General features: G+C 46.5%; 10 protein-coding genes. 7 read left to right on the top strand and 3 right to left on the bottom strand.

Annotation, left to right across the window (positions count from 1 at the left end):
* Positions 1-118 precede the first annotated feature (118 nt).
* A complete protein-coding gene (locus FHS68_RS19140; protein WP_167273558.1) occupies positions 119-3,139 on the top strand; it encodes an amidohydrolase family protein in 3,021 nt (1,006 codons plus the stop codon).
* Positions 3,140-3,192: 53 nt separating this feature from the next.
* Here the strand turns inward: FHS68_RS19140 and FHS68_RS19135 are convergent, their stop codons facing one another.
* The gene (locus tag FHS68_RS19135) at positions 3,193-4,110 is read right to left on the bottom strand and encodes an EamA family transporter (RefSeq protein WP_167273556.1); all 918 of its coding nucleotides are present in this window, start codon (positions 4,108-4,110) and stop codon (positions 3,193-3,195) included.
* Positions 4,111-4,277: 167 nt separating this feature from the next.
* On the opposite strand from FHS68_RS19135, the gene FHS68_RS19130 reads away from it, so the two are divergent.
* Entirely contained in the window at positions 4,278-5,135 is an 858-nt protein-coding gene (locus FHS68_RS19130; protein WP_167273553.1) for an NmrA family NAD(P)-binding protein, read from the top strand.
* A gap of 69 nt (positions 5,136-5,204) precedes the next feature.
* Here the strand turns inward: FHS68_RS19130 and FHS68_RS19125 are convergent, their stop codons facing one another.
* Both FHS68_RS19125 and FHS68_RS19120 read right to left on the bottom strand, forming a co-directional pair.
* Positions 5,205-8,321 (bottom strand): glycoside hydrolase family 92 protein, encoded by a 3,117-nt coding sequence (locus FHS68_RS19125; RefSeq protein ID WP_208408369.1) that lies wholly within the window; start codon positions 8,319-8,321, stop codon positions 5,205-5,207.
* A gap of 75 nt (positions 8,322-8,396) precedes the next feature.
* Positions 8,397-9,071, bottom strand: a complete 675-nt coding sequence (locus FHS68_RS19120; RefSeq protein ID WP_167273547.1) for a TetR/AcrR family transcriptional regulator — start codon at positions 9,069-9,071, stop codon at positions 8,397-8,399.
* A gap of 146 nt (positions 9,072-9,217) precedes the next feature.
* Here FHS68_RS19120 and FHS68_RS19115 point away from each other — a divergent pair, with 146 nt between their 5' ends.
* From FHS68_RS19115 to FHS68_RS19095, 5 genes are all read left to right on the top strand, one after another.
* Positions 9,218-10,903 (top strand): ATP-binding cassette domain-containing protein, encoded by a 1,686-nt coding sequence (locus FHS68_RS19115; protein ID WP_167273545.1) that lies wholly within the window; start codon positions 9,218-9,220, stop codon positions 10,901-10,903.
* A complete protein-coding gene (locus tag FHS68_RS19110; RefSeq protein WP_167273542.1) occupies positions 10,884-12,218 on the top strand; it encodes an HlyD family secretion protein in 1,335 nt (444 codons plus the stop codon). Before FHS68_RS19115 ends, FHS68_RS19110 begins: the two co-directional genes overlap by 20 nt.
* 13 nt (positions 12,219-12,231) lie before the next feature.
* A complete protein-coding gene (locus FHS68_RS19105; protein ID WP_167273539.1) occupies positions 12,232-13,647 on the top strand; it encodes a TolC family protein in 1,416 nt (471 codons plus the stop codon).
* A gap of 163 nt (positions 13,648-13,810) precedes the next feature.
* Positions 13,811-16,195, top strand: coding sequence for a TonB-dependent receptor (locus FHS68_RS19100; RefSeq protein ID WP_167273537.1), 2,385 nt, complete (start codon positions 13,811-13,813; stop codon positions 16,193-16,195).
* 160 nt (positions 16,196-16,355) lie between these two features.
* Positions 16,356-17,381, top strand: a complete 1,026-nt coding sequence (locus FHS68_RS19095; protein ID WP_167273534.1) for a sensor histidine kinase — start codon at positions 16,356-16,358, stop codon at positions 17,379-17,381.
* Positions 17,382-17,387: the final 6 nt, after the last annotated feature.

The raw sequence follows: 17,387 nt of genomic DNA, 5'->3' as shown, positions 1-17,387 counted from the left end.
TAGTTATGCCGGTTGTTAAGTACGTCGCTAGTTCCGCTGAAAAAATCTGCTGAAATTGGGTCTTTTCGACAAGTCAGGGGCTTATCTTTATAAACCTACTCTATAAGAAATAAGCCGGATGACCTTCTCTCGAAAAATTAAAACAGTATTCCTGACTTTCGCCTGCATTGGTTTGGTTGGACTGAATATCAATACTACGGCCGCTAACACAAGGACCGATTCCTTAAAAGTAACGCTTACGGAAGGTACCAACATCGCAATTGCACTTTCGCCTGATAAGAAGACAATTGCGATGGACTTACAGGGGACTATTTTCACTATTCCTGTGAGCGGCAGCAATGCCAAGGCGTTAACCGACGAACTGGGCGATTGCCGTCAGCCGGTATGGTCGCCAGATGGTTCAAAAATTACATTTCAGGCATTCTGGGATGGTAACTTTCACATTTATTCTGTTGATAAAAATGGCGGCGCGCCGGTTCAGCTTACATTTGGCACCTTTGATGACCGCGAACCGTATTGGTCACCCGATGGCAAAAAGCTCGTTTTCTCGTCAGACAGGAGTGGCAATTACGATATCTGGCAACTTGAACCCGAAAGTGGCAAGCTGACGCAACTCACGCATGATCAGGGCAATGATTATTTCCCAGCCTTCTCGCCCGACGGATCCAGATTGAGTTATGTTTCGGAACGTACCTCTGCGCCTGGCATTTACATGATGGAGACTTCCTTACGTGAGGCTTCCGGGAAAGAAAAACTTTTCCTGACCACCACGGGAAAGCTTGGTGCACCCATGTGGCATCCCAGTAAGCCCAAGATTATTTTCCACAATTTTATTGAAGGAAAAACAGTGCTGGATATGGCTACGCTGGGTGGTGGCGAGTGGATAACCTTATCCGAACCCGACGAAGATGTATTTCCATTTAAGGTTTCGTGGCTTTCTGATACGGAATATTTGTATGCCTCGGATGGTAAGATCGTCAGGAAAAAACTGGGCGAAAAACAAGGCTCGGCAGTTCCATTCCAAGTCCAAATGACCTTAGGACGAACTCCATACAAAACCAAAATCTACGACTTCAATGCAAAAACAAACCGGCCAGTAAAAGGTATCCGCGGCCCGGTTGTGTCTCCGGACGGAAAAAGCATTGCATTTACCGCTTTGGGCGATCTCTACATTCTCAAGAAAGGCAGTGACATACCGTTCCCGATAACCAATGATGAATTTATTGAAATTGACCCGGCCTGGTCAACAGACGGGAAGCGACTCGCCTACCTCAGCGACCGCAAGGGAAATATGGATTTATACTGCCGCGATTTCGTTTCAGGTAAAGACACCTTGCTACTCGACGCGCCAGACGCGCTAACTCTTCCATCATTTTCTGCCGACGGCACGCAAATCGCTTATTATCAGAAAGATCCATCCGTTTTCGGGCGTTTTGCTATGAAAGTGATTGACATTGCTTCCGGCAAATCAACAAACTTATATGAACCTATTTTTGATGGTTCACAGCCTAGTTGGTCACCTGATGGAAAGTATGTTGTGGTGTCATCGCTTGTGCCCTATTCTACCAGGTATCGTGAAGGCGTCAGCAAGTTTTTAATCATTTCGACAAAAGACAAAAGCTTCCGCTACACGACGCCAGCCAACGAACGCACCTTATCAACGCGCGGAAAAAACGGACCTTATTGGTCGCCGGATGGTAGCAAATTTGCATTCTCGATGGATGGTGTGCTCTGGATCGTCGCCGTGAATGAAAAAGGTGATCTGCTCGCAGCACCGCGCCGCTTAACAAACGAACTGGCAGAAAACCCGAGCTGGACAGGCGATTCTAAAAGCATTGTATTCATGGCCACCGATGTACTCAAAAAAGTATCGGTTCTAAGCGGGGCAACCGAAACGATCCAAATGAGCCTCAATTATATGGTAAAGCAGCCGATCGGAAAATATGTTATTCACGCCGGAAAGCTTTTCAATGGCAAAACGGATGGTTACCAGCGCAATGTGGATGTGTTTATTGAACGCAACCGGATCGTAAAAATCGAACCGCATAAAGCGGGCAGGACCGGGAAATTGATTGACGCTTCCACAAAAACCGTCATTCCCGGACTTATTGAAATGCATACGCACCAGTCGGCCACGGCTGGGGAACAGCTGGGGAGGTTATGGCTGGGCTATGGCATTACAACAACCCGCGAAACCGGAGGCGATCCGTACGACGTGATCGAGCGGAAGGAATCCTGGGCAAGTGGCCGCAGGATTGGCCCGCGAAATTTTTATACCGGCGGAATCCTCGATGGCAGCCGCATTTACTACGGCATGAATGTCGGTAACGTTGCAGGTGCACAACTCGAACTGGAACTTGAAAAGGCTAAGCGCCTGGAATTTGACATGATCAAAACTTATGTGCGGATGCCTGATGTGATGCAGCAGCGAATTACCAGTTTCGCCCATTCCATTGGGATCCCGGTTTCCTCTCATGAAATTTACCCCGCCATGCGTTACGGCGTGGACGCGGTAGAGCATATTGGTGCCACAAGCCGCAGAGGCTATTCGCCCAAACTGTCTACAATGAATAAGTCGTACCAGGATGTGACGGAGTTGCTGATCAAGTCAGGCATGAACATTACGCCAACAGCCTCATTACAAGGCGGGATGTCCATGCTTGTAAACAAAGACGCCGCATTTTTTAACCATAAGCAATTTGCTGCATTTTACTCGCCAGCTATTTTGGATCAGGTCAAAGAACAAACTGCTCTGCGGTCCAAGATCAACCCTGCATTTTTAACAACCTTTTCCAATATCCAAAAAACAATCAAAACCATGGTAGACCGCGGTGGGCACGTTACGCCCGGTACCGATTCCCCGATCATTCATCCGGGAATCAGCTACCATGCCGAACTGCAAAGCTGGGTCGACGGGGGCGTCACACCCTTCCAAACCCTGAGGTCGGCTACGCTGTATGCCGCCGAAGCATTGGGTGTGAGCAAGGATCTGGGGACATTGGAGAGTGGGAAACTCGCTGATATGGTGATCGTTGACGGAGATCCCCTGAAGAATATTAAAGACGTCCTGAATGTGCAAACGGTGATCAGAAATGGAGAAGTTTTTGCTATTGAGGATATTCTGAAAAATAGGAATTAACCGGAAAACCACTACTACGCGCCAGGTTCGTGTTCAAAGCATCTGCCAATCACTCATACCTTTTCAAGCTTAACCTTGTTCGCCAGATAGGCAGCAAGTAAAATAATACCCATGGCGATAATCTGGCGGGCTGTGATGGTTTCGCCGGCAATGAAGAAGCCTAGCAAGACCGCAATGATCGGGTTTACATAAGCATAAGTCCCAACCACGGCAGCCGGTCTGCGGGCTAATAGATAATAGGAAGCCGTGAAAGCAATGATTGATCCTGCTATGGACAAGTATAGCAGTGCGCCCCAGGCATTTGTGGTAACGTCGCCCAAATTAAAAGCTGCGCCTTCATTCAAAAACAAACTAATCGTAAGACAAGACAATGCACCTCCAATCAATTGATAACCTACGTCATAGAATAGCGGCCCGCCTGAAAGATTATATTTATAATAAAGTGATCCCACGGCCCAACATATACATGATCCGATTGCTACAAATGATGCGATAATAGTCTTATTTCCAAATTCTTGCCCATTGGTAATGGTCTGCCCGCTAAACAAAACCACAATACCCGCCAGCCCCAGCGCAATGCTAACCAATGTAAGTTTGCTGCTAAAATATCCCTTCCAGTTTCTCCTGTCTGCTACGATATACCAAATTGGAAGGGTTGCAATAAACACCGCTGTGAGTCCGGAAGAAAGATATTGCTCTGCCCAAAAAATAACGCCCTGACCAAATGTGAGCAGGAAGGCTCCCAAAACCATGTTTCTGAACAAATTCCCTTTTGATTCGCCTCCCTGCCTGATCAGATGAATGGCTATCATCAGCACACCTGCAATGAAATACCGCATGCTGGCCATGAGAAAGGGTGGAATGTCCTCTAAGCCAATTTTTATCGCCAGGTAAGTGCTCCCCCAAATAATATAAATGGCTGCAAAGGCGAGTATGATCTTGACATCAATCGATTCTTTCTCCTTCTTCATATACTATCAAAATCATGTTAAGAGGCAAAAGTATTAGTTTTTGTTTTTACCTGACCTAATTTCTGCCATTTCAGCCGGACAGGACAATCTGTCGTTTTCGTTCTATTTTGCCCATCGAGGTCATCCTAATTTTGAAATGAAATTAATATTCAATTTAAAATAGGAACATGAAAAACTTTCAGGAGATTAACACAAAACAGGTTTTAGTGCTTGGCGGGACAGGCAAAACAGGCAGGAGGGTAGCTGAGAAACTCAGCCAATTAGGAATTTCGGTACGGATTGGTTCCCGCAGCGCAACACCGTCGTTCGACTGGCTGGATAGTTCAACCTGGGGCACTGCATTGGAAGGGATGGATGCGATCTACATCAGTTACCAACCCGATCTGGCCGTTCCCGGCGCCGTCGACGTGGTAAGTTCGCTGATTGAATCGGCAAAGACAGCAGGGATTCTTAAATATGTGCTCTTATCTGGCCGTGGCGAGGAAGAAGCGCAGCTTACCGAGCAGGTTTTAATGAATGCCAGTGTCAATTACACGATCATCCGGGCAAGCTGGTTCAACCAGAATTTCAGCGAAGGCTACCTGCTGGATCCTATTGCCGGTGGCTACATGACGCTGCCCGTGGGTGATGTGGGTGAACCATTTATAGATGTGGATGATATTGCAGATATCGCAGTCGCAGCGTTCACCAATACTGCCCATGACGGAAAATTGTACGAGGTTACCGGGCCACGCCTGCTTACATTTAAGGAAGCTGTCCAGGAAATCGCCTCTGCCACAGGCAGAAACATCCATTATGAACAAATCAGCAGCCAGGATTATCAGCAAATGATGCGGCAATACGAAGTTCCGGAAGACGCAATCGGGTTCATCAGCTATCTTTTTGAGGAAGTATTAGATGGCAGAAACGCATACATTACTGATGACGTTTTCCGGGCACTTGGAAGAAAAGCAAAGGATTTTTCAGAATTCGCGAGGGAAACCGCGGCGTCGGGGGTTTGGGAAGGCGAGTTAAAGGAAAACTAATTTACATATTCTCTGAATAAGGCTTTTGGTGCTTCCAACCGTCAAAATTGGAGCACCAACTAGCTTACCTCATTTCGCAACCGGAGGTACCCCACCTCCCCAATTGGTATTGGGCACCGGGCCCATTTCTAAAACCAGGGACCCGCCTTTTAATAAATCAGAAGCATTGAACCAGAAGTTTTTGAGCGGCTTGCCATTCAATACTGCATTTTGCACGTAAACATTTTTTCGGGAAGTATTTTTCGCCTCAATAATAAAGGTTTTACCTCTCCCAAATTGTTCTCCCAAGTTGATGACAGATTTTTCAAACATAGGGCTTCCGATTTCATAGATAGGATCGACACGGGTCCCTCCATCCGTCTGAAAAATCCCGAGCGCGCTCATCACAAACCATGCGCTCATTTGCCCCTGATCCTCGTCCCCCAGATAGGCGTTCGAAACTTCGTACCCGTAATACCGATCCAATATGGAGCGGCTCCATTTTTGTGTCAGCCACGGCTTTCTGACCCAATTGAACAGAAATGCAAAGTGCATCGACTGCTGGTTTCCCTGAACTACAGGGTAATCCCAATATTGGTCATTTGGGCCATTGTAACGCCATTTTACGCTTTCATGGAAGCCCCAATCCAGCCTTTTCACAAACTCAGCTTCGCCCATCGCACTGGCTAATCCAGGCACATCCTGCGGGACAAAAAATGTCAGCTGCCAGGCATTTCCTTCAACATAATGATGATTTGCACCAGATTTAAAAGGGTCAAAATCTGCAAGCCAGTTACCTTTTGCATCCTTCATCCGCGCAAAACCGGTTTTGGGATCAATTACATTTTTCCACCAGTTTCCTCTTTTGCCAAACTTTTGATGGTCTTCCTTTTTATTCAATGCTTTTGCAAATTGGGAAACTGAATAGTCGTCAAAACTATATTCCAGTGAATTCGAAAACCTGCCCTCATCGTAAGGTACATACCTATGTTTCAGATATGTTGTCAAATCCTCATTGCCTGCCCTTCCACCTCCAATCGATTCAGCAGGAGTCGTTTGCATCTTTCGGACGGCCTCGTAAGCTTTGTTCACATCATAGCCGCGTATCCCCATTTGGTAAGCGCCAACAATCAGCGGCACTTCGTGTTCGGCCACCATCACCGGAATGTACTCCATACCTGCCGGGCCTTTTGCCAGCCAGCCTCCGCGGTCATACATGGCCAATTGAGATTTTACCCACCTGTTGGACCATTCGGGCGTGACAAGGTTCCAAAACTGGTTCAGATTCCAGAACGTATTCCAGAAAGCGTCGCAACCCAATGCCACGTCATCTTTATTTTGAAATTTATTCACCACCTCATCGGCATCCCGCCAGCTCCCATCCACATCGCTGAATGTATTCCTGCTTGCGAGTGAGCGGTACATATTGGTATAAAAACGCTCCTTTTCCCGTTTGTCATTGCTGGATATGGATACGCGCCCAAGCAGTTCATTCCAAACCTTCTCCTGGTTGCCCCTAACCAGCTCAAAATTCCAGCCAAATGGATCTGAAATTTCTGTTTTCAAATTGAGCAAGGCATTTTCGACGCTCACGTACGAAATCCCCGACCTTACCTGGACAACCTTGTTTTCCTTTGTATCAAATTCAAAATACAGGCCAGCATTTCTGGCACTGTCAGCCGAAAGGTTGGTTTGTTGTTTTACTTCATTATTTAGCCAAACTCCATGATTTTTAATAGGTTGGTCAAATTCGATGACAAAATGCACCTTATATTGCTGATCGATCCCGCCGGACCAGACGTCGTTTGAAAGCTGATCGCAATACCCTTCAATGCGTTGTGCGCTCACTTTGTCGACCTTGACGTTTTTGATTTTATACCCATATTCGGTTGGAATCTGAAGGTCAACCATCACGCGTCCGACCGCACTTTCATGATAAGTATATTTCTGGAATGACGCACGAGTTGTAGCGGTGAGCTCGGCAGTGATGTTATTGTCGGTTAAATTTACTTTATAATAACCCAATGGCGCTTCCTCCTTGCTTTTGTCGATTCGCGACCGGTAGCCTTCATCCGGATTATTCTGATCACCCATTTTGACTTGCAGTGGTCCGGCAGTGGGGAAAACACCCAACCCAGTCATCGTCCATTCATGAATATGGCTGAATGTACCAATAGACTCAAAAGTAGGATCATATCCCGCCTGCCATCCACCGTTTTGATTGTCAGGACTCAACTTAACCATTCCAAAAGGCATCCACGGGCCGGGCGCAATCATCCATCTCGAATGCCCGGCACCCAGCATCGTATTCACATAACCCGCTGGCGTTCGAAACTTCTTTTTACCTCGCTCGATCTTTCCGGAGCTGATAAGTTGTTTGTCTGCGAAAACCTGATATGTTCCTGACCTGGGTTGGGTAACCGCAGGCATAGGCGCCTCGAGCATGTAGCGTTGCTGTTCTACTTTTTGGTTCAAAATCAATTTTCCATCCAGCTTAACCTCAATCACCGGCTCGCCTTTCAGCTGCGTTACATCGATCAATAAAGGTTGCACCTGCTTTCCGTCCACATTCAACTCATATTCAGCAGCTTTAACATTCCGGAGCAACACTTTGCCGGGCATTGACAGCTGAGCCGGGGCAGGGCCTTCCAGTTTGAGCTGGTCAAATGCGAGCCATCCGCCTTGCAGGGTCGTCATTACAATTTCATTGGTACCTGTTTTGATCAGCTCCGACGGGATATCAATTTTGATAAGCTGCTCTTTGGGATTAGCTGAGAATCTACCAGGGTCTTTAAAACCAGATCCTTTCGCAAGCTTAAACTCCCACGATTTACTATTGATAACGACTTTGAAAAATGGCGCGGAAATAGAATCTGTCTCCAAAATATCTACCACTAACTCCCATTTGCCGGAAGCCGGTTTGTCTTTAATGTCAAATAAAACAGTCAGAAAGTGGGACCTGATTCCCGAAGTATTACCCGTACCACCCCATCCATTCACTGGTCCGGGTAGCACATAAGGCCAGTCTTTCTGAGCATCTGATAGGCCTATCAGAAAAAAATTATCCTCATAGCCAAAATCCTTTTCCAGAAAACGTTTAAACTGGTCAGGCGCCAGCGCCATTCCTGACGGTGAATTATCAGCCTCTCCTATTTTCCATATTGTCTTTTGCTGGCTGAAACTATGCTGGAAAGCAAGAAAGATCAATAAAAAAGGGAAAAATATGTTTGCTGGGAAACGGAAGCCAACCTGGTTAATCATTACATTACAGAAACAAACCATCTATTTTCCGAGTGCTTTAAAAAGTAAATCCGTTAAAAACCCGGCAGTAAAGTTTTTCTCTTCCGACCCGTTCACATCGGTCAACTTAGGTAGATAATTGCTAAAAAACTGCTGATGATGCGACGCTTCAATCAGTGTACTGCTTAATGATCTCGGATACTTATAATCAGGATTGTATTCGCTGACTACCTCAGCGATTTTCGCGCACAGATCTTTATATGGCTTAAAAACCTCTGATTTATTGATCTCCTTTACTTCCTTTACAAGATACACTTTACTGCTTTCTGTAATGATGATCTGATTCAGATATCTCTTATTGTAATCCATTGTACCGCTACTTTCTGGAAGTTCTTGTGTCAGCAGCTCAATAATGGTCTGCAATTTCAGCTTTCTATCCGTGACATTCTGCAGCTTGAACATGACCAGGAACTCCATGTAGCGCCAGTACCAGTTGAGAATATACAACAATAAACGATGTTTGTTCTCGAAATAACGGTATACAGTAGCCTCCGTTGTATTGACTTCGGCAGCCAGCTTTTTAAAAGTAAAATGTTCAAAACCCAACTCATAGATCAGGTCTATCGCACTCTTGATGAGCTGCTTGCCGAGCTCGCTGCTTTCCGGGTCTTTTAAAAAGACCTTATCGTTTAAATGAAAACTGACCTGAAAATCCATGTGGCGTCTATAACTAAACGAAAATAGTAAAATATCAATCATCAATAGTTATTATATCAATAAAAAAATATTTACTTTCTTTTATAATAGTATTACTATTATTTATTAGAGTACTATTATATTTGTGATTAGAAAACAATCCCTCTATGGAAAAGGTAAATCCCTTTAAAAGATTATGGAACCTGATCTTATTGGACCGGTCCGACGTTGGAGCAATTTACTTTTATGCGATGCTGAGCGGCCTTGTTAATCTAAGCCTTCCCCTTGGTATTCAAGCCATTATTGGGTTTGTGTTGGGGGCATCAATGGTAACATCTATTTATGTACTGATCATTCTGGTGGTGATCGGAGTCGCCGCCGTCGGTCTGATGCAGATCAATCAGATGAAGATCATAGAAAAAATCCAGCAGAAGATATTTACGCGTTATGCTTTTGAGTTCGCGGACAAGATCCCGCGCTTCGACCTGATGAAAACGGATGGTTTTTACCTTCCTGAAAAGGTAAACCGTTTTTTCGATGTGCTTAATGTGCAAAAGGGATTGTCCAAGCTGCTGCTGGACGTTCCAGTGGCCAGTATACAGATCATTTTCGGTCTGGTTTTGCTAGCTCTCTATCACCCTTTTTTCATTGTGTTCGGACTGACCCTGATCTTTGTGTTATCATTGATTTTCCGACTAACTGGCGCTAATGGACTAAAAACCAGCTTACAAGAGAGCGTTAACAAATACAAAACCGTGAGCTGGCTTGAAGAAATGGCAAGGGTTATCAATCCATTTAAGCTTGGCTATGACGCCCATTTAAATCTCACGAGAACAGATACGAATGTGAGCAGGTACCTGCAATCGCGCACGGATCACTTCTCGGTATTGCTTTTTCAGTATAAAACCCTGGTCTTCACAAAAGTAGCTATCACTTTGGCGATGCTGGCAGGAGGCTCTTATCTTCTGCTCCGCCAGCAACTCAATGTCGGTGAATTCATTGCGGCTGAAATCGTTGTACTTACTGTCATTGACGCAGTGGAGAAATTGATCATCAATCTGGACAGTGTATATGATGTGGCAACTGGCCTGGAAAAACTGGCGACTGTAACCGAAAATCTTTCCGAAAAGGAAGGAAATGTTACCTTGGATTCCGTCTACAAAGGCGTCGGCATCGACCTGATTGATTTTTCCTTTTCATTTCAATACGACAAAAGCATATTCAGCAATGTGAATATCCACATTCCCGCGGGGAGCCTGGTGGGTGTTTCTACCGCCGACATGTCAGGCAAATCTACGTTTTTGAAAATTCTGGGCGGGCACTTTCAACAATACTCGGGCTCTTTGCTGTTCAATAAAGTCCCTCTGAGCAATTTCAGGCTGCCATCGCTCCGAAAGAAAACCGGTATGTACCTCAATCAGAAAGATATATTCATTGGCTCGGTCTGGGAGAACATCATTGTAGGCCGAAACCACATCAACTCAGAGGAAATTATCAGTCTGGCCGAAAAGACAGGGCTTGCCGGTTTTCTGGATTTATTGCCTGAGGGATTCGAGACCCAGGTCGATCCCAACGGCAAAAACCTGCCTAGTCAGTATATTAAGCGCATATCCCTGCTCAGGGCATTATTGGACAATCCAGTCCTTTTGTTGCTGGAAGATCCGTGGGAAGGCATGACAGGACTTGAAAAGCAGAAAATGATGGAATACCTGTTAAGTAAGCCAAACCAGGCTACGGTCGTCGTTGCAAGCAACGACCCTGAATTTTTGCAACGGTGCGAATACCATATTATGCTCAGTAATGCAACAGCAACCATAACCCGAAACATCGAAAATGGATCAGGTCAATTATAAAATCCCGCTCAAATCCTTCGATGCCATTTACCTGCGCGATCAGGAGAGTAAGGTCAGGTATTGGTTTTACGGTATTATTGCCCTACTTGGACTGACGCTCTTTTTACCATGGACGCAAAACATCAAAGCCCGGGGCGACATCACTTCGCTTTACCAAGAGCAGCGGTCCCAAAATATCAATTCCCCGATTCCGGGCAAAATTGTCAAATGGGCTGTGAAGGAGGGCGACTTTGTAAAAAAAGGTGACACGATCATGCAGATATCGGAGATCAAAGAGGATTATCTGGACCCCAATCTCGTCAGCCGTACCCAGCAGCAGGTAGAAGCAAAAAAAGGTTCGATCAATTTCTATAAGGGAAAGGCGGCCACATCGGTTTCACAAATGGAAGCATTGCAGGCAGCCAAAACCTTCAAAATCAAGCAACTCGAAAACAAGCTGGGCCAGCTCAATAACAAGCTGACCGGCGAGCAGGCAGAGCTGGAAGCCGTCACCAATGAATTTAACCTGACCAAGGATCAATACGAGCGCCAGCAGAAGATGTTCGAACAGGGGCTTGTTTCTCAAACCCAGCTTCAGCAGCGCAATACCACTTTTCAGAATGCCCTGGCTAAAAAAATAGCAGCTGAAAATAAAATTGCCCAGACTAAGCAGGAGATGATCATTGTGGAGATCGAACAAAACGGTGTGCAGCAGGAGTATGCCGAAAAGATCAGCAAGGCGGAAGGCGACCGGCTGCAAAGCCTGAGCAATATCGCTTCCGGACAAGGGGAAATGGCGAAGCTGGAAAACCAGGTAGCCAATTACACCATCCGGAACGGCATGTATGTAATCCTGGCACCGCAGGACGGTCAGATCGTCCAGGCCAACAAAGCCGGGATCGGCGAGATACTCAAAGATGGGGAACGGATTACGGTGATCGTTCCGACAAGGGTCAATTATGCAGTTGAAATGTACGTGCGCCCGGTAGACCTTCCGCTGATCAGCATCGGGCAAAAAGTCAGGTTTATGTTCGACGGTTTCCCAGCCATCATCTTCAGTGGCTGGCCCGAGAACAGCTATGGGACTTTCGGGGGAAAGGTGGTCGCATTCGAGCATACGATTAGCGCGAACGGGATGTTCCGGGTGCTTGTGGCCGAAGACGCCGCTGACCGGCCCTGGCCGCAGCAACTGAAACTGGGAACAGGAGCGCAGGCCATCGCGCTGCTGAAAGATGTGCCGGTATGGTATGAGCTCTGGCGGAACATTAACGGGTTCCCCCCCGATTACTACACTTTGAAAGAACCAGGGCCGAAAGATCCGGGTAAAGAAAAATAAACTAGGCCTGTTTATGAAAAGCTTGGCAATAACATTGAGTTTCCTGGTCGGATTAGCGGTTTTAAATGCGGCCACGGCACAGGATTCTACCAAAACACTGAACGCGGCGCAGGTGATGGAGCTCGTCCGGAAGTTCCATCCGGTCGCAAAGCAGGCTGGTATCCACATTGACAAAGCGCAGGCCGACCTGCTGATCGCCCGCGGCGGGTTCGACCCCGTTCTTGGCGCTTATGTCTCCCGCAAACGCTTTGACGGCACTAACTATTATAATAGGACATCGCCCGAAATCACCATTCCAACCTGGTATGGGATCGAGGTGCACAGCGGAGTGGACAATTACACAGGAGAGCGGCTCGACCCGACGATGACGAAAGGGCAATCGGCTTTTCTCGGTGTGAGCGTTCCGCTTGCCCGGGACTTGCTGATGGATAAGCGGCGTGCATTCCTAAAACAGGCCCGGATTTTCAGGTCGCTGGCCGACACCGAGCAAAGACTGGTCCTGAATGACTTGCTCATGGATGCTATGGATGCATACTGGCAGTGGGTAAGCTACTATAATCAGTATCTGGTCGTGCAGGCGAACGTGGCAGTCAATACGCAAAGGCAGGATTTTGTCCGCAAGTCTCTGCTGAATGGCGAGCGTGCTGCTATTGATACCATTGAAACATTGGCCCAACTTCAAAGCTTTCAGTACCAACAAAATCAATACCTGCTGGAATTCCGCAATGCAGGATTGCAGCTTTCTGCATTTCTATGGAGTGATACCGGTGAACCCTATACTTTGCCCGACACGGTTATCCCTCCGGCCGACTGGGATAATACGCAAAATATCAAAGACTTCGACCTGGACCTGGCTAGCCTGCTTTCTGCTGCCTCACAATCGCATCCCGAACTAAGGACCTACGATTTTAAACTTCGTGCACTGGATATTGAGAAAAAACTCAAATTCCAGGAGCTTTTACCCAAAGCCGACTTCCGTTACAACCATATGAGCAAGGGGTACAATGCATTGGCCAGCGCCGGAGAATACGCAATCTTCGATAATAACTACCAGTATGGTTTCAAGTTCGAAATACCTTTGCGGCTTTCGGCTGGACGTGGAGAATATAAAAAGGCTCAGCTCAAAATTCAGGAGACACGCCTGGGACAAATGAAAAAGCAGCTTGATTTGGAAATTAAAGTCAGGAAATATTATAACGAGTTCAATATCCTCAAAGAACAAATTGACCTGCAAAGCCTAAATTACGCCAATTATCAGCAACTGGTAAAAGCGGAGGAAATAAGGTTTTCCAATGGAGAAAGCTCACTCTTCCTGATCAATAGCCGGGAAAATAAAGCGTTGGAAGCCAGACAAAAACTGATTGAACTCAAAACAAAATACTACAAAACCGCCTATGCACTGCAATGGAGCGCTGGGTTGCTGAATTAGCAAATCCCAATTACGGTGGAGTCTTGTACATGGATTCCCTTTTTCGGTTACACCTCCATAATCGTCACTTCGCCCCCCCGATTTTACGGTTACCCGTTTTTTGGATTGTAGTAACGATGCCTTATCGTCAAATTTGTTTTGTCAATAAATAAACGAACAGGCTATGAAGAACTACCTACTACTCATTATTTCGCTTTTGGCAATGAGGCCTTTGACGGCCCAACAAGTTTCGCAAACAGTCCGCGGTATCATCCGCGATGAGGTTACTCAGTCGCCGGTCATCGGTGCGTCTGTTTTGCTTATTCAGGAGGAGGGAAAAAACCCGCAGGGTGCTATCACGGATGTAAACGGAGAATTCCAGATCACAGGCGTACCCACCGGAAGGCAATCGTTCCGGATTTCTTCCGTAGGGTATGAGGAAAACCGCCTGTCCAACGTGATCGTCACCGCGGGCAAAGAAGTGATTGTCAGCGTAATGCTGACAGAAATGGTCAGTTCGCTAGACGAGGTCGTTGTCACCGCAGACAGAAAGAGCGATAAAAGCAAAACTAATAATGAGCTTGCACTCGTGGGAGGCCGGTCTTTCAACATCGACGACACCAAGCGATACGCAGGAGCATTGGGTGACCCTTCGCGGATGGCCGCGAATTTTGCGGGCGTCGTGTCAGGCAATGATTCACGTAACGACATTGTGGTTCGCGGTAACTCCCCTGCCGGGATGCTATGGCAACTGGAAGGGCTTAACATTCCCAACCCGAACCATTTTGGCTCCCTGGGCAGCACGGGTGGGCCGGTAAGTTTGCTCAATAACAATACGCTGGACAAATCGGACTTTATTACGAGCGCTTTTCCATCGCAGTATGGCAATGCCCTTTCCGGGGTGTTTGATCTCCGGATGCGTGACGGTAACAACCAGAAACACGAATTTCTTGGCCAGGTAGGCTTCAATGGTTTTGAAGCAGGCGCGGAAGGACCGCTCTCCAAAAACTCAAAAGCCTCCTACCTGATTAATTATCGGTATTCGACGCTGGGCCTTTTTCAGGCGCTGGGTATCAATTTTGGAACAGGAAGTGCGGTCCCCAATTACCAGGATTTGAATTTCAAAGTATCTGTCCCAACAGGAAAAAAAGGCAAACTTTCTGTGTTTGGTATTTTGGGGCAGAGCGACGTCGAATTCCTGGGTAACGACGTGGATACTACAGATACCAACCTATATGGAAACGAAAATGAAAATACCCGGGTGAAATACAAGACCAATATTCTCGGACTTAGCTACGAATACAATCTTTCCCCAAAAACATTTGCCAAGCTGACACTCGGGACCAGCAATACCGATCAGGATTTCAGCGGAGACTCAATCAGTGTGGTCACCCGTGAAGCATTTGCTAGTGGCCAGGCCAGGTTTAAGACCAGGAAAACATCCGCTGTCCTGAATGTGCGGCACAAAGTCAACGCCAAGCACAGTCTTTACGGAGGCGTCACGTCAGATCTGCTCAGTTTCGACTTGTATAACCGGGATATCTTCGGAGGCGGGCGGTTTGATACTGTGCGGGTCGATGTAAAAGGAGAAAATACCGTTCTGACACAGGCTTACGGGCAGTGGAAATACAGAATGACAAAAAACTTACAGATGACCCTGGGTCTTCACGCGCAGCATTTCAGCCTCAACGACAATTTTGCTATCGAACCGCGATTCGGGTTGCAGTACTCCTTCGGAAACGGGCAATCGGTTAGTTTGGGATACGGTTTGAACAGTCAGGCACAAAACATTTACACGTATTTTGTGCAAACAAAAACCGAGAGCGGCCTTGCTTATACCAATAAAGACCTCGACTTTACCCGAAGCCACCATTTTTCCTTGGGGTACGAAAACCGGCTTGCTGAAAACCTTTTGTTGAAAATCGAGCCTTATTACCAATCCCTGTATGATGTGCCGGTTGAAAGAAGAATTTCCTCGTTTTCAACATTGAACTCAGGAAGCACCTTCGCTAACGATGATGAGGACAGCCTTGTCAATGAGGGAACGGGCAGGAACATTGGAATTGAACTGACATTGGAGAAATATTTCAGCCAGGGATACTATTTTTTGGTGACTACTTCCCTTTTCGATTCCAAATACAAAGGCAGCGACGGTGTAGAACGGAATACGGCTTTCAACAGCCGGTATGTTGTCAATGTGCTGGCCGGCAAGGAAGTTAAGGTGGGGCGTAATCGGAGCAGCGTGCTGAGTGCCAGTATTAAAACATCGTTTGTGGGCGGAAAATATACCTCCCCACTTAACCTGGACGCATCCCGCCGACGTGGCGAGGCAGTTTATGATGAAAATCAAGCCTATTCACAAAAACAAGGTGCCTATTTCCGCACAGATCTCCGCCTCGCTTACCGGAAAGAAATGCGCCGGAGTACCCTCGAAGTCGCCGTTGACTTGCAGAATGTGAGTGCGAACAAAAACATATTTCAGCAAACTTATAATGCGAGGACCAACAGCATTGCTACGGAATACCAGCAAGGATTTTTCCCTGTCCCAATGGTGCGCTTCACATTCTGAGACATTCCGTTTCTTAGGCTGCGTTCCATGTATTTAATTTTGGGACGCCAGCCTTTGCAACCAATTATTTACGAATTTTAGGTTTGTAACGTTAAGTAATACCGCATGTGAGGCTTGAAATTTTCTTTTTGAACCATTTACAATATTGCTTTTGGAAACGATGACTGAATCAAAGTATCAACTGAATGACCTGAAACTGCGGCTCGTAGGCATTCCGTTCTTTTCGTTCGCCATACCAATGATTGTTCATTTTGAAGATTTTGGAGAAATGAACAACACTTATTTTGCTGCCGTGGTCATCTCGTTTTTTACGACACTGGCGCTTTGGGAAGGCAACCGGTACATCATTGTAAGCATGCGCCGGTTGTTCCCCAAATATAGCGAAACGACCAAAAGACTACTTTTGGAGTCGGTAATGGCCCTTATTTATACATTGGCGGCGACCTTCATTCTGGACGAAGTGTTGTGCAAAGGCATCCTGCACAAACAAGGCAACCTGATGGGCTTTCGGATCAGCGTGATCCCAACGGTGCTTGTCTACCTGGTTTACGAGGCGATTTACTTTTTTGAAGCGTGGAAAGCGAATGTCCGGAAAACAGAGTCCCTGATGCGCGAAGGCGTGCAGTCCCAGCTGGAAGTCCTTAAAAACCAGCTCGATCCGCATTTTCTTTTCAATAGTATGAACACGCTTGCCGCATTAATTGACGACACGAACACAGATGCCCAGAAGTATCTCGAACGCCTCTCGGACGTGTACCGTTACGTGTTGGTAAGTCGAAATAAAAATACGGTATTGGTCGAAGAAGAAATCGCTTTTTTGGATGCATACGTGTATCTCAATAAAATCAGGTTCAGGGATAATTTGCTGGTCGAGAAACATATTGCCCCGGAAACATACCGGCAGCACGTCACGCCGCTAAGTCTTCAGATGCTGATCGAGAATGCGATCAAACACAATGTGGTTTCAAAAGAAAACCCTTTGAAAATCAGCATTCATCAGGAAGGTGATCAGTATTTGGTGGTAAAAAACAATATCCAGGAAAAGACAATCTTTGAGAAGTCAACGCGTGTCGGGCTGCAGAATATCATTAACAGGTACAGTCTGCTGACGGAACGACGTGTGCAAGTGATCGAGGATGGGGCACTTTTTACCGTGAAAATACCTCTGATCAATCAGCTGATTTAGCATCTC

The sequence above is a fragment of the Dyadobacter arcticus genome (genome assembly GCF_011762185.1).
GTDB classification, from domain to species: domain Bacteria; phylum Bacteroidota; class Bacteroidia; order Cytophagales; family Spirosomataceae; genus Dyadobacter; species Dyadobacter arcticus.
The sequence above is the reverse complement of the archived record's forward strand: the minus strand, read 5'-3'. Positions and strand labels throughout refer to the sequence as shown.

Coding starts and splice junctions, on each gene's coding strand:
- FHS68_RS19120 (WP_167273547.1), bottom strand. CDS start 9,071: ATGGATTTTCAGGTCAGTTTTCATTTAAACGATAAGGTCTTTTTAAAA.
- FHS68_RS19135 (WP_167273556.1), bottom strand. CDS start 4,110: ATGAAGAAGGAGAAAGAATCGATTGATGTCAAGATCATACTCGCCTTT.
- FHS68_RS19115 (WP_167273545.1), top strand. CDS start 9,218: ATGGAAAAGGTAAATCCCTTTAAAAGATTATGGAACCTGATCTTATTG.
- FHS68_RS19095 (WP_167273534.1), top strand. CDS start 16,356: ATGACTGAATCAAAGTATCAACTGAATGACCTGAAACTGCGGCTCGTA.
- FHS68_RS19105 (WP_167273539.1), top strand. CDS start 12,232: ATGAAAAGCTTGGCAATAACATTGAGTTTCCTGGTCGGATTAGCGGTT.
- FHS68_RS19130 (WP_167273553.1), top strand. CDS start 4,278: ATGAAAAACTTTCAGGAGATTAACACAAAACAGGTTTTAGTGCTTGGC.
- FHS68_RS19100 (WP_167273537.1), top strand. CDS start 13,811: ATGAAGAACTACCTACTACTCATTATTTCGCTTTTGGCAATGAGGCCT.
- FHS68_RS19110 (WP_167273542.1), top strand. CDS start 10,884: ATGGATCAGGTCAATTATAAAATCCCGCTCAAATCCTTCGATGCCATT.
- FHS68_RS19140 (WP_167273558.1), top strand. CDS start 119: ATGACCTTCTCTCGAAAAATTAAAACAGTATTCCTGACTTTCGCCTGC.